10 protein-coding genes are annotated in these 14,325 nt (G+C 44.3%); 1 reads left to right on the forward strand and 9 read right to left on the reverse strand.

Translation table 11 applies throughout. The features are described 5' to 3' along the window. Positions 1-118: 118 nt before the first annotated feature. Positions 119-1,546, forward strand: a complete 1,428-nt coding sequence (rsmF, locus tag ACKLNH_RS17105) for a 16S rRNA (cytosine(1407)-C(5))-methyltransferase RsmF (protein WP_413113515.1) — start codon at positions 119-121, stop codon at positions 1,544-1,546. A gap of 241 nt (positions 1,547-1,787) precedes the next feature. Here the strand turns inward: rsmF and ACKLNH_RS17110 are convergent, their stop codons facing one another. From ACKLNH_RS17110 to ACKLNH_RS17150, 9 genes are all read right to left on the reverse strand, one after another. Then, positions 1,788-3,083: a MipA/OmpV family protein gene (locus ACKLNH_RS17110; RefSeq protein ID WP_413113474.1), complete on the reverse strand. Its 1,296-nt coding sequence runs from the start codon at positions 3,081-3,083 to the stop codon at positions 1,788-1,790. A gap of 97 nt (positions 3,084-3,180) precedes the next feature. Beyond that, on the reverse strand, positions 3,181-3,846 hold the full coding sequence (locus ACKLNH_RS17115) for a beta/alpha barrel domain-containing protein (protein WP_413113475.1): 666 nt from the start codon (positions 3,844-3,846) through the stop codon (positions 3,181-3,183). Positions 3,847-4,089: 243 nt separating this feature from the next. Continuing rightward, positions 4,090-5,364, reverse strand: coding sequence for a glycosyltransferase (locus tag ACKLNH_RS17120; RefSeq protein WP_413113476.1), 1,275 nt, complete (start codon positions 5,362-5,364; stop codon positions 4,090-4,092). Between the two features lie 164 nt (positions 5,365-5,528). Beyond that, positions 5,529-6,638, reverse strand: coding sequence for a hypothetical protein (locus ACKLNH_RS17125; RefSeq protein ID WP_413113477.1), 1,110 nt, complete (start codon positions 6,636-6,638; stop codon positions 5,529-5,531). Continuing rightward, positions 6,635-8,017 (reverse strand): DUF3131 domain-containing protein, encoded by a 1,383-nt coding sequence (locus ACKLNH_RS17130; protein WP_413113478.1) that lies wholly within the window; start codon positions 8,015-8,017, stop codon positions 6,635-6,637. Before ACKLNH_RS17130 ends, ACKLNH_RS17125 begins: the two co-directional genes overlap by 4 nt. A 23-nt stretch (positions 8,018-8,040) precedes the next feature. Beyond that, on the reverse strand, positions 8,041-9,441 hold the full coding sequence (locus ACKLNH_RS17135) for a DUF3131 domain-containing protein (protein ID WP_413113479.1): 1,401 nt from the start codon (positions 9,439-9,441) through the stop codon (positions 8,041-8,043). Between the two features lie 26 nt (positions 9,442-9,467). After that, a complete protein-coding gene (locus tag ACKLNH_RS17140; RefSeq protein ID WP_413113480.1) occupies positions 9,468-10,790 on the reverse strand; it encodes a DUF3131 domain-containing protein in 1,323 nt (440 codons plus the stop codon). Then, positions 10,780-12,642, reverse strand: a complete 1,863-nt coding sequence (locus ACKLNH_RS17145; RefSeq protein ID WP_413113481.1) for a glycosyltransferase — start codon at positions 12,640-12,642, stop codon at positions 10,780-10,782. Before ACKLNH_RS17145 ends, ACKLNH_RS17140 begins: the two co-directional genes overlap by 11 nt. A 21-nt stretch (positions 12,643-12,663) precedes the next feature. Continuing rightward, complete coding sequence (locus ACKLNH_RS17150) at positions 12,664-14,322, reverse strand: glycoside hydrolase family 9 protein (RefSeq protein ID WP_413113482.1); 1,659 nt, start codon at positions 14,320-14,322, stop codon at positions 12,664-12,666. Positions 14,323-14,325 lie beyond the last annotated feature (3 nt).

Below are 14,325 nucleotides of genomic sequence, written 5' to 3' on the forward strand. Positions count from 1 at the left end.
GTACGGAAGCGTCGGATGCTCAGCAAGTCATTTAGCAGCTTGATAGTATAGGTAAACATATTAATTGTAATTCTGTGTGCTAAAATCGGCCTATTCAATACTAGCCGAGCACTTAATTTTGCATAGCAATATCCACATTCCCCAGTGTTACATCGATACACTCTCAACAACGCTGCCCGATAACATCGCTTTAAATGATGTGCTCGATGCATGTCGTCGTCCGCTGAGAAAAAGCATAAGAGTGAATACATTAAAGGTCTCAGTTAAACAGTTTTTACAGCGAGCTGTTGAAAAAAACTGGGCTCTCATTCCTGTGCCTTGGTGCAATGAGGGATTCTGGATAGATTGTGATGAGTCGATAACGCCGCTTGGTAACTCAGCGGAGCATTTAGCTGGTTGGTTCTATATTCAAGAGGCCAGCTCAATGATGCCGGTTACCGCATTATTGTTCGATAATGACAATTTGGATGTCGTTCTAGACATGGCTGCGGCACCCGGTTCGAAAACAACCCAGCTTGCCAGCGCCATGCAACAACGTGGTGTGCTGATTGCCAACGAGTATGCTGCAAGCAGGATTAAAGTATTAGCTGCAAATATTCAACGATGCGGCATTTTTAATGCTGCTCTTACCCATTTCGATGCCAACATTTTTGGTGAATGGCTCCCAGAAAGTTTCGACTCAATCTTGCTTGATGCACCATGCTCTGGTGAAGGTGCGATGCGCAAAGATGAGCACGCTATGAAAAACTGGACATTGCAATCTGTGAAAGAGATTGCCAGTGTTCAGAAAAACCTGATAGAGAGTGCTTTCCATGCGCTTAAGCCCGGCGGAACGCTCGTCTATTCAACCTGCACATTAAATCACTATGAAAACCAGCAGGTCTGTGAACACCTGCTAGCCACTTTTGGTGACGCCGTCACAATTGAGCCACTCGATAGTCTATTCGATGGTGCTGCACAATGCATCACCCCAGAAGGCTATTTGCACGTTTACCCCCACGTTTATGATACCGAAGGCTTCTTTGTCGCCCGATTCAAAAAATGCACTGCGACCCCCCTGCCTGCTTTGAAAACGAAAAAAGGCAAGTTCCCGTTTACAGCACTAGAAACAAAACATCAGGACACAGTACAAGCACAATTATCACACGATCTTAAGCTGACATTACCAGCTGATAGTCAATTGTGGGTTCGAGACAGAGAGCTGTGGTTATTCCCTAAAGCAATCAATTCAATAATAAACAAAATCCGTTATCAGCGAATCGGCGTTAAGCTCGGTGAACAACACAAAAAAGGCGTACGTTGGCAACACGAAGGTATTCTTGCTCTCGCTACCATTCAAGATGTTGAGGCATTGTCACTCACGGCTGAGCTAGCCAAGGAATGGTACATGGGTCGAGATGTGCGCCCTGACCTTGAGAGCGGCAAAGGCGATGTATTAGTCAGCTATAAAGACATGGTGATCGGACTAGGAAAATGGGTTGGGTCCCGTATAAAGAATGGTTTACCGCGAGACCAAGTCAGAGATACGAACTTATTCTCTGAGTGAGAATAATTAAAATAACTATTTTAATTATCAATAATGGAAAGTTACGCTGATTGTACTATAGTCTCTAGTATGAAAAGTTAGCGCAAGGCTCGTAAAGAGCCATTCCCCTAAGCCCGAGACAGGAGTCGTTTCGGGCTATTTTTTTGTCTAACTTCCACAATCTTCTGTGTCTTTCAGGCAACAAGTCGAAGCGAATAGTTAACGCCTCGACTGACTGAGCTAACCTAAACTGAGCGCTATTCTAGAAGTGCCACTGTAGGTAGACTGTGTTGTAATTGCTTCCGCCTTTAATGCGACCAAACTGCGATGCTGACTCAAAAATGGCAGAGCGATGATGTAAGCTATACCCCAACCAAAGTGGATTCAAATCCGATTTATTTAGTATGCTTCCTACATTGACATCAATAGACATATCTAAATAATTCAGTAATTTACTTGGCTTATAACCTTTTTTTTCCATTTCTTCACGCTCTAACTGCGTGATCTTATTAACATACGATAAGCCTTCAGCAAAACCAACACGCCACGTCACTGGCCAGTAGAATGTTTTGTATGCCTTAATCGCCAAAACATATTCAGCGCCCGTCGCTTGATCTGTGTTCTTGTGATGCCAAACTGCGCCAGGAGTAAGGTATATCTCAAGGGGAAAACCAAACAGATTATCAGCAATAGGTAAGCCATAAAATAGGGAGCTTAACTGGTTATTGTTCGGATCTGACTCGGTGTCACCGACAAGAATTTCACCAATATTTGATGGTGTAGCCCAGCCGTGAGCGACGCGAAAATAGGGTTGGTGTCTTAGCGATGATGCAGGTTTATTCTTATCCTTAAAGAAACCAAAACCCATGAACAGTTCAGTTTGGTAATCAGCATCAATTAACGGACTACCGCGTGTGGCCGAATCAAAGCTTGTTACATGTGCCCCGCCGAGCAAGTAGAGATTGGAATAAACATGATAGCGCGTATCGATGCCCACCTTCGCTTCGATACCACTACCCAATTCACTTATATCGCCTGCAAAGTAGTACTGATTAAAGTCTGCGCTCTTATAACGAAGCGACATGCTGGGATAAAATTCAAACCGCCCTGAATCTATTTCACCGCTCACACTTAGATTACTGTGCATGCGTGAACGGTTATCCCACATGAATTCAGAGGCTACCCACCAGCGATCGTCGATGTTGTAACGCAACTGAACGCCGACATCGGCTGTATCGCCACCAAATTCGTTTTGAATTTGCTTAGGAATATCAACAAAGCGCATACGACTCAAGACATTGACTTCAGTCTCGCCATGTTTAAATAAACGCAAAGCAGCGGCCGTTCCGTCTAGCATTACGTAGTCATTCTTGTAATACAGTAACGGTAGGAAAGTAGAAACTGTATTGTCATCCGTTGCGTATGGGATAGAGGCTGTTCTTACCGTGGCAGCAATTCCCCAATCAGCTGAACGATAGTCGCTTTTCTCTTCCGCGGCCCACGTGTACGAATTAAAAACACCTAATAATAAAAGAACGCTTGATCTGACTTTTTTCACAAAACTAAACACTAACAAAAATAATTGTTGCTATTTTAGCATGTAACAATGGATTTCTGTCAGCTAAGCATCAGAATTCGTTTAATAATCAATATCGTTATTGCGTGCAAGCACACACTTTACCCATGCTATCTGTACATTCCTGATAGCGCATTCTGCTCTCTTTTACGATCCAATCAAGTGGATGACGTACCCAAGGTTGTGGGTCTGATGGCGCAAATTCATTAATGGCGCGCGTTGCAGCGCATTGCCACCCTAACGGTGATGACTGCCGAATACAGCGAGTAATATGCCAAGCTTGTGCAACAATCGTCACCTGGCGCAGTGTTGTCATGGTAAGGGCTTTACTGGCGACTTCAGCAGTACTCATATAAGACTCCCCTGCACTAAGTCGTATTGCCGAGAGTCGTTCAGCTAACTCTGGCGCGAGTGCTGAAACTATATCAGCAATCTCCCATTGTACTATCGCGTGAATAACACCCTGATCGAGTAGTGCAACAACCTCTTGTGCAAGAAGCGCATTGACCTCGGGTCCTGCTCCATAAGAGAAAGCCAACACAGGATTATCAAGCTTAATCTCTCCCCAAGATGAAGAGTACATGTCGTAATTATCTAGATAATGCGGCAGCTGCTTTTTCAATGTTGTTGTCAATGGCAACGACTTAGCGCTGTAATCACCAGGGGCAGCCAACTCGACTACCTTACCAGCGACAACAACGGTATTTACCTCTTTCGATATAAACGAAATGACGCTTTGTGTCATCTTACTACCTTAGTGCTACGTGAATTTACTAACTACTATTCAATCCATGCCTGCAAGCCTTGCAGATGACAATGTCGATACGCTTTGTCTCCTCAATCGGTGTATACCTTACACCTCCTAATCTATGGTTATTTTATCTGATTAAAAAGAAGTAAACATGACAAACTATTGAGACAAACAAAAAACGGCCCTTTACTAAAGGCCGTTTTGGTCTATCTCGTTAGTGTGCGCGACTAAGGTGTGTCACACAATCGTTGGTTGCCGACTTTTAACACTGACTAACCACTGCTTCAATTGCATTGGCGACATCAATTTAGGGTTACCTAAGTCACTCTCTTTAGCGTCTCGTAGCTCTGCAGGTAATAAATCGATAATGAGTTCTAAATCCTTGTGGCTTTTAACTTCTTCCTCAAAAACTTGCGCCATTAACACGTCATGATCAGCATGTCTGTCATGTGCCGCTTTTGCAAGCCCATGCAGTAATGTATACCAAGTTGTCATGGGCCCCTGTACAATGGAGGCAGATTCAGCCGCAGAGTCAATGAAAGCAAAGGGAACAGTTGTTATCTGATAGCCCTTCTCCATCGATGCCAAAATCCAATCTGTATCGAAAGAAAAATCATAGACCGACGGCGCTTCCAGTATCGCGTTAACGGCATGTTTGTCATACAGCTTAAACGCTGCCTGAGTGTCTTTAATTCCTTTGGTAAAAATCGAACGCCCAATCATTCTTTGCATATGACGCAGCGTTTTAATTCCAACCCCCCACCGTTCTTCTTGTTTAACTAATATGGAGTCTGGGTGTTTTCGGTTTCCTAGTACGACTTTTGCATCCTCTTTTATATAAGGTTCAATCAATAAACCGAGTTGCCCCAAATGTACAGAGTTATCAGCATCTGTATATACCACGCAATCGTTGCCATCTTGCACCGCTTTCTGGCAACCATAAATAATCGCACCTCCTTTGCGAGAATCATCTGCACTTGGCAGATGACTTAACGGTCCCTCTGACGTTGGAACCGCTTCCTCTAAGCGCATAACGGTAATTTGGTCACTCTTGGTATTTTCCGATGCAATAGACTGAGCAATACCAGCACTATTGTGCGGACAACCGTCATCAACAGGGTATAAATGCCATTCAACAGGCGTACCTTGGGTGACCCAGTTTAGTTGGGCAATTTTAACGTTTAAGGAATCCTCACCATTGGGGTTTTGTTTTGACTTTGGCATCAATCGGTTTTGCTCTCCCCACATAGCAAATACAATGCCAATTGATATAGGCTGTGTCACTTTCAACAAATAGCGGCGACTTTCAACTAACTTCACTGCTAATTTAAACTCTAATGGGCAACCATCCTGACTAGCAACCTGCTTAAAGTAATCGATAGGAATGTCTTTTAAACAGCAAAGCTTATTCGCTAGCGCAAATAGTCGCTCCTGCTCACCTTGCTCCGTCAAATCAAATGTGTTGCTCGACTGTTCTATTGCCTGCATAACTACTTTTTCTGCTTCAGTCATTCGTCGTCCCTTCTTAATGTGCAATTTACATGAACAATAAGGTCACCCTAATTAGACAGGGCTTAAAACAAGCCTAGTCAGCAGTCAATTAAATAGCCAAACTATTTTGCAGATCAATATCTCGTAACGAACGTGAAACATGAAAAGGTGTGTAATCAGTTCTGTCACATAGATTCTTCTGTAAAATCATACTGCTCTATCGGTGCAATACGAACACCAGCATCAGTTTGATTTACTTGCGTCGCGTCTGGTGCAATATGAGAAAGGGACGAAGATGGCGCAGAGACCGGTGAGGTTGCGATGGGTTGAGTGCTTTGTGACGGTCGAACAATAATACCTTTACTCATTGTGGGTGAGGCTTCTACTTTAACCTGCGCCTCTTTAACCACCAGCTGCCTAGCGACATTGCCGCTTTGCGATGGCGTTATCACATTATTATTGGCATCATCTTCAGGCAATGGTGAATTACCCTCCGGCAAAGCAGTCTTTTCTCCCTTGAGCGTCTTCTCTGCTTCAACCGCAACGCCACTAATACTCGTATCACTAAGAGGGGCAATGTTAGGAGAATCCAACTCTAATTCGAGCTCATTCTCCGCCACTTCTGATGGCGTAATATGTTGCTCCCCACCATGGTTTGTCCTCAACCCACTCAACTTCTTGCCTCGCGGGGGATGGCGTAAAGCTGGGATAGGCTGCGCAGGTGGAAATTGATTCGTGTCTCGTTGTGAAATGGTTTTGTCTTTCAGTCCCAGCCTTGGCTGACGAAACTGGAATACCTCTAGCTTGTCACGCCAGATTTGTAATGTTGTTAAGTCTTGCTGCCACTCTGAATCGATACTTGCGGCCAGATCGGTCACTTGCAGCTGGGTTGCTAACATTGTATTCATCTGCTCATAACGGCGATGTAATTGTTTTTGCATCTGTGACCAATCAGCACCACCAGTCATCAAATACCGTGTACTATCTGCCCAGTACTGATAAGCAACGGCATCATTCGCCCTGTCTGCAGACATGGCCGCCAATGCTTCGGATAAGCCGGCGTGCTGCCACATCTTTTTACGCCCTAATGTCGCTTCTGCACTTAAAAATGCAACCGTAAGGCGGTGCCACTGCTCTGCCGCTTGAAGATATTGTCCTTGACTGGCTAAATAGGTCGCTTTGGAATAATGAGACAACGTAATATCGACGGCATTTGCATAGACTCTAACGCTAAAGAGCATAACGCTGAAAAGCAAACACGTGCCAACAATGGTACTCTGGATTACGAACTTCATCGGAAAGTCTCCACCAAACATTTCCCAGGGTGATAAAAACGCGAGTCGAACTGTACATCTCGATACTCTTTACGTTCATTCGGTTGATATAACTTGCCTTTCACCTTGTATAACAATGCTTCCAAAACGCCTGCATTGGTTTGGAGCGTAATGCTCTTCTCGTAGCTACTGGTTTGCTCGTAACGTCCTTCATACCATCCCCTTTCGGGATCATACAACTCCCGGACTAACGTTAATAATCGGTCGGTGTACTCCGTTTCCCATAACGACCACATTTGAAATGCAACGCGAGTGGACACCAACGCTAACTCATCATAATCCGCCCCATCTTCCGCTATCGTTATCCAAGGCGTACCCAAAGCATAAATAGCATCATAAACAAAATAGGGGTCTCCTGCGACTACGTGCTCCCCACGTGCGGTATAGATACGATCAGTATTCCAACGAGATTCTTGAAGACGATAAACAGAGTCAGCCATTGCCGCCAATACAGGGTTAGAGTGCGTTGCATCTGACGATGTTGAATCGGTGATATTATCCCAGTTAAACTCGAGGCCTAACAATAGATAAGGGGTGCTATAGACGGGACGAAGTACATCATACTCTCTTGGGTCTCGGCCATCGAACAAAAGGTCGATACCATTGATCGTAACCACTTCATACGGTTCGAGTAACATCGCTTTCTCTGGTACGATTTGCCAATCTAAATAACCATAAGCGGTATACTCTTCAATCCCGAGGCGGCCTTCCTTATACCGTTCAACCTGTCCGTCAAAAATCGACCCGCCAAAAAGTTCGCCCTCTTCCGAAATCAACTCACAAAAGTTCCAACGTAATACAGCTTTATCTATATATTCAGAAAATTCAGGGTTATGTTGTTTGGTGATCGCTAAAGCAATTAACAGTCTGCCAATATCTAACGAGGACCAACCTAGCTCGCCAGGTTGATTCGCGTAATCAACCATATGCCCACTGCCTGTGCTATACACTTTATTTGGCACGCCCGTCATGCCTAAAGGCATTTCAGCCAAAAAACTGATGACTAACGTTAAGCGTTCATCATGCTCTTTACTCGTAACAAACCCAAACTCTTGGGCAGCAACTAGTGCAATCAAATAGTCAGCCAGATTGGTCAGATTAGTCGTCGGATAATTATCGAGCGCATTCACCAACCCCGTCGTGAGGTTGGTATTGTTATCAATATATTTCCACGCAACCTCAGCCCAAAACAATTCCTGTTCTGACAATGCTCCATAGCGCCCTTGCCGAATCATTTGCGATTTATCTAGCGTCGCAAGTTTATCTTGAACACCATTGACGATCACGCCGCAAGCAGTCAATAAAACTATGGTAATCAGAACCACCGCGTGTCTAAGCATTAAATTCCCTTTAGCTAATACGGTTACTTAGAGGCATTTCTGTTCTTACGCGGTAAACACTGCCCCTCATAGCCAAATGGTGATTCGAGAGCCTTTTCCCATAAACTTGGCGCGACATCATCCTGATACTGCAGTAATTTTCCTTGCTGTTTATACAGCAGTATCTCTAGCGTTATACCGTTATTATTTGATGTGAAAGTATCTATTAAGCCCGTTCCATTTTCGAAAATACCTTCATAGAATCCTTTCTCCCTATCATACGCATGCGAGACGTGATCAAACAACAAATCTGAATACTCAGTATCCCATAAAGCCCAAATCCCCATAGCTCCCTTTATTGCTACCGCTGAATATTGAGGTAGATATTCACCGACTTCCGATATCGTATTCCACGCAAAACCATCGGTATAAATCGTGTCATAAACGAAATAAGGAGGCCCAGCTAACTGATGCTCAGTTCGCGCAGTAATAATCCCCGTTTGCTTATAACGTTCTTCCTGAACACGATAGATCTGCAGTGCAAACTCCGCAATCCAATCACTGCTGTAGTTAGCGTCATGAGGTGTGCGATCCCAAACCTCATCCCAACCTAGCTCAACACCATCTAACACATAGCTTTCGGTTACAACGTAACTATGCGCTTTAAGCTTTCTTGGGTCACGGGTATCATATGGCACATCGTAACCAAATAGATTAATGGTGGCGTAAGGTTCCGCTAATGATGCCTGCGTTGTATCAAACCCCCACAATTGGAAGCCTTTTGCCGCGTACTCCTCATAGCCTAAGCGACCTTCTTGAAGGTACTGAACCGGTTTGTCCGGCTCAAGCAATGCGCCAAACATGGTTCCATTTTCATCAACAACATTACAAAAATTCCAACGCAATATTGCTGAATCGATGCCTGTTGCATACTCAGGATAACGGTGCTTAATGATATGTAACCAAATCAACAACCGTCCCAAATCTAACGCCGAATAGCCAATTTCCCCGGGTTGGTTACCATAATCCACCTTTGCCGCTGATTGCGTGTTATAGGCTTTATTCGGTAACTCCCCCATAAATAGATCGAGTGTATTCAGTGTTGTGAGCATTCGAATAAAACGTCGATCAAATTCCTCTTTTTCAATAATACCCAACTCATAGGCAGACACCATCCCCGCCATATAGGAGGCAGCATCCCACCACGTCACCGAAGGGTAATTATTTACCGCATTCACTAGGCCTGTCGATTCCTGATAGTTATTTTCAAAATACTTCCAGGCAATCCTTGCCATGTCCATCTCTTTTTCAGTTAACTCCCCGTGGCGCGGTTTAGGAATAGACCAATGTGTTTTCCGTTCCACCACATCAGGAGAAAACGAACTATATCGATTCCCACATCCCGCAAGCATCATGCCAAATAAGCAAACAATGATATAGCGCATAGCGCACTCCCTCTCACCTTGGTGGATTAATTCACACCAACACTCAATAATGCACCGTTCTCAATGTACGCCAGAGATTCCAAAACAATTCCATTGGTATTCGCAGTAATCGCTTTATTGGTTCTTCCGTCTGACTCATATCGACCTGAATACCAACCTTTATCTTCTGAAAACAGTGTTTGAGCATCGTCTATCAATAAACTGGTGTACGGTGTGTCATACAATGCATACCAACCAAACGCGGCTTTTGTAGACAACGTTTTCAAGTGAGACATATCATCGCCTTGGTCTGAAATAGCGTTCCACTCTTTACCGTCTGAGAAAACGGTGTTGTAGACAAAGTAAGGGGCTTCATCAACATTATCCTCACTAACCGCCGTTAATATACCAGTGCGCTCATAACGGTTTTCCTGTGCTTTATAAACTCGGTGCGCAAAGATTTTAGACACACTATCAGCACCAAACTCGAGTGCATCCAGAATGTAAGATTCACTGACAACATAGTTGTGCGCATGGAACTTCGCTGGATCACGTTTATCTGTGGGTATTTCGATGCCATCAATGTCAATGAGCTCGAGATAATCAATGTATTTCATGGCATTAAACACATCTCGTCCCATTAGTGACATCGATTTTGAAGCGTACTCTTCGTAACCAATACGGCCCTCTTGAACCAGCTCCATAACATTCGGATCGCGTTGCGATGGACGTGAGCCATACAGGTAGCCTTCTTGAATCATGGCACTAACATCCCAATGGCTCAGCACGTTATTTACATGCAAATTATATTTAGGGTATTGCCAAATTAAGATATTTAACGGCACCAAAATACGCCCGATATCGATCGCTGACCAACCAATGCCATTTTCAACTGGGGTATTCGCGTAGTCCACCATCTCCAGTGTTTGCGTGTTATAGGCCTTATTGGGTAACTGACCATCAATCAACGGCAATCGCGCTAATGTCTGCAGTGCTTTTTCCATGCGAATATCAAACTGGGACTCAGTGATGACATTCAGTTTCTCTGCAGCCAGTAATCCCATTAAGTAAGAGGCTGTATCCCACATCGTAGTTGAAGGATAACCATCTACAGAGTTAACCAAACCGGTATTCTCTTGATAGTTGTTTTCAAAATAGGTCCAAGCAGTATTTGCCCACTGATACTCCTCTTCAGACAACACTCTACTGTCACGATAAGGGAGTTCTTCTGGCGCATCAAAGGTAATATTGCCCAACACATGGCCGTAATCGCGCGTCTCTATGCTAAAAGCAACAACTAGCGCCGTTATTAGGCCCAATATAAATACGATATGATGTCGTGCATTCACGACGGCATGTTTAAACTCCATACTTTAACTCCTCAGACGCCTGTCCCTGCTCCGAATCAGATGGGGGTGTCCAATATGCTGCTGCAATCATGCCCCACATCGCCATCATATTATTGATAATCCAAAATGAATTAAGTACTAACCCACCAAATGAATAGTCTCCGTAAACCCCTGTATAAAAACCGAACCATGCCAATAACATACTAAATAGGCTTAAACCGAATATAATCTTCTGCGGTATGACTAAGGTGCCAAATGAACCATCTTGTCGCTCCTTTGGCGTCGCAGGGAAACTGATCTTCCGTCCTCGTAATACCGTCCATAATGCCCTTAAATTGACCGGGAAAAATGAGAGAAAATTGGTTTTTCCTTTGTACCCAGCTACTCCCCAAGTACCAACCATCATTGCGACTTCCGCAGTTAAAATAAACGGCAGGAAGTGAAGATAGAACGTGGTGTCATAAGCACTGACTGGAGCAATGCTAGTCAAGAAATACACGATCGGGCAGAGCAAAAAGATAATGTTCCACACCGCCGACAAGTTTGACCAGAAGCTCGCGCCATACATTAACTTCTGACCCAGTGATAAGCCTTTCCTAAAGATCGGATTATCGTTCATAAAGATATCGATCGACCCACCAGAATATTTAAACCGCTGTACCGTCCATGTCTGCAAGTCTTGAGGTGATAGCATTTTACTTTCGACGTCAGGGTGCATCACTGAGCGCCAATTTCTATCGGTGTCAGAGTGCAGCACGATTGATGTATAAATGTCTTCCGAAACGTGGAATTTATAGGGGGTAAATTCTGTATCAAAAATTATTTCCTGACGTAGATTCTCGGAAATATCCCTATCGATACTTTTTTCTTTGGTGATTTTTCGAATTTGCTTTTCTACTTCATCGTGCTCTTTACTAATTTGCTCGCTATAAGCACGTAGTGCCGCTTCCATGACAGCTTCTCGGCGGTGTATTGAGCCTGCACCACAACAAAAAGACGCATTAACCCAGTTCCGTCTGCGCTGAATAACGTCATAAAACATCTGTGGATCATTCACATAGGGATCTTCTCCTAGTGTTACTGGCCCATAGATTCTCTCAACACCTTTACCAATTAACTCACCAAAGCGGCCAAGTTTTTTCCTTAGAGTATTAGGAAGCCTCTCTCCTTCTGGTAAATCAAAGAACCACTGAGGGGTTTGTACCCAAGCGACATCAGGGTCTCTAAAGTAACCCATCGTATGCTCTAGTATGGTCGGGAAAGGCCGTGTATCTGCATCACAAATTACGATAAAGTCGCCATGGGTTTGCTCCAGCGCATTACGTAAATTACCGGCCTTATAGCCAATGTTGTTTTCCCGCGTAATATACTCAACACCCATTTCACTGGCGAGTGCTGCCATTGCTGGGCGCTTACCATCATCTAAGATAAATATCTTAATATCGATATCGTGAGGATATCGCACTTTTTGCGCATCAAGAATGCTCAGTTTTACCAACTCTGGCTCTTCGTCATAGGTGGGAAAAAAGACATCAATACTAATTGGTCTAACCTGATCAGCATCGGGCGCACCTTCTGCCAAACACTCGTTAATAGTGTGCGGTGGCGATTTTTTGGGCTCGTCTTTGGTCTTCCACAAGTTAAAAGTAAACAGCAGCGACCCAATATAAGCACATGACTCAGCAAAAACTAAGGGGAGCGAAAACCACATCGCGTCATAATTTAACGCAGACGTCCAACGCCACCACAAATACCATGCGCCAAGCGTTAAACTACATGTCGCAAGGAATTGATACAGCAACTCTCGCGGCATGCTGTATGGCACTGGTTCGGGTGGTTTACGATGTTCAAATCGCTTAAAATAAAAATCCATCTGCTTATACTCCGTGGCGCTCTAATTAAAATAAGCATGGTTTACGGCCAGTAACCCAATTAAGCTCGCGTTGTAATCAATCGCAAACTCATTTACTGCATAGGATTTTTCACTGTCCACGTAACTCAGCATTCCAAGATCTTTCGGCGCGACCCCTGCCTGCGCCTTTTCGTTGGGTCCGCCTACCAAAAAACCTGGCAAGCTAACACCTGAAGCAATACGATATAAGTGGTGTAAATTATTGACGCTATACACACCACTATTGGTCACAAAGCTCATATTGAAAGCATTTGCGCCTAATAAATAATCAAGCTGAGATTGCACAACCCTTTGATACTGTCGCTTTCCGTTCGCAATATCTGACCACGCAACCAAAATGCCAGCCTCTGCGGTCATCTTATTAGAACCCCAAATAAACCGCTGATTTGCAACACTGAATGGAGATGATGCAGCCTGCTGAACATAGCGCTCGGCTACCACATTCAAGTCTTCCGTTAACCGTCTGGTTAATTCTGTATCTTCAGCTTGTATCAAGTGCCAAAGCCCCATTAACATTGGGTTCTTCCATTCAAAAATAGCAATCAGAGACGGCGTATATAGCGACTCGTAAAGTTTGAGATAACGTTGATTCCCCGTCGTAATATATAGCTCAGATAGTGCCCACAAGCGGTCATCCGTATCTGTCTCTAACGAGACCTCCATATCTTCTTTATTCTTTATATAAGGCCCAGAACCACTATCATCACCTGATTGCCAATCAATATATTGAACGGACTGCGTTTCCAAATAATTCCAAGCATGCAATGCTGCCTTTAGATAAATACGATACTGGTTAATATCGTAAGGCTTATAAACCCGAGCAGCAAAAGCCATAGTAGCGGCAAATTTTGCGGTTTCAGGCGTACTCACCCCATAGATATAGCGCTGTTGACGGTCTTGCCAAGGTGGAATTTTGGCTGGCCACTGGGCACCAGACACTTTTCTATAGACCGCACCATCTTCCCGCTGCATCTTTAACAACCAATCTAGCGCATACTCCGCTTCATTAAGAAAGATGGACTTTTCGGCCACACCATCGTTAGCAACAGCGCCTTGACTAGACTGTAAATGGGCTTCAAGCAACCTCGCGACCGTGACAGTAGTGGTTGCAACATACTTTCCAAAGTCACCGGCATCATACCAACCCCCTGCCACATCAATAAAATCACCTTTCGCATGCAACATGTCTGTACGATAGACAATGCCATCTTGCATATGGCTTTCAGGACGTTGCATTCCTGTTGCATCATCACTGACGACAGTCCCCGAACGCTGGAGATAAAGAGCCCTAACCAGTCTATTGTTAAGGCCATCGTAAACCGACTCATTTATCTGGAAAGGAACGGACTCAACATCACCGGACTGAAGGTAGTACCACCCCCCGGCAACGACGGTTCCGAAAATAAGCGGCCTCACTATTCGGCCATCAGGTAGCGTTTTAGCCGCGCCAACATTGACCTCCTGCACCACTTGATCGTTATGGAAAGAGAGTAACTTGACAGACTTTTCTTCTGCAGAGATTAAATATGCGCACTTTTCGCCACTGGGTAAATATCCTTGTTGATTGACAACAATCTCTACGTCTGCCACAACATGCGCAGGCCATAAGCAACAAAGCAAAACGAAAATGTGCTTTACCATTTC

The organism is Thaumasiovibrio clandestinus, from assembly GCF_047250365.1.
Taxonomy (GTDB): Bacteria; Pseudomonadota; Gammaproteobacteria; order Enterobacterales; family Vibrionaceae; genus Thaumasiovibrio.

What these genes read in the sequence shown, in the direction of transcription:
- ACKLNH_RS17120 (WP_413113476.1), bottom strand. Translation starts at nt 5,364, where the DNA reads ATGACTGAAGCAGAAAAAGTAGTTATGCAGGCAATAGAACAGTCGAGC.
- ACKLNH_RS17125 (WP_413113477.1), bottom strand. Translation starts at nt 6,638, where the DNA reads ATGAAGTTCGTAATCCAGAGTACCATTGTTGGCACGTGTTTGCTTTTC.
- ACKLNH_RS17135 (WP_413113479.1), bottom strand. Translation starts at nt 9,441, where the DNA reads ATGCGCTATATCATTGTTTGCTTATTTGGCATGATGCTTGCGGGATGT.
- ACKLNH_RS17115 (WP_413113475.1), bottom strand. Translation starts at nt 3,846, where the DNA reads ATGACACAAAGCGTCATTTCGTTTATATCGAAAGAGGTAAATACCGTT.
- ACKLNH_RS17145 (WP_413113481.1), bottom strand. Translation starts at nt 12,642, where the DNA reads ATGGATTTTTATTTTAAGCGATTTGAACATCGTAAACCACCCGAACCA.
- ACKLNH_RS17140 (WP_413113480.1), bottom strand. Translation starts at nt 10,790, where the DNA reads ATGGAGTTTAAACATGCCGTCGTGAATGCACGACATCATATCGTATTT.
- ACKLNH_RS17150 (WP_413113482.1), bottom strand. Translation starts at nt 14,322, where the DNA reads ATGGTAAAGCACATTTTCGTTTTGCTTTGTTGCTTATGGCCTGCGCAT.
- ACKLNH_RS17130 (WP_413113478.1), bottom strand. Translation starts at nt 8,017, where the DNA reads ATGCTTAGACACGCGGTGGTTCTGATTACCATAGTTTTATTGACTGCT.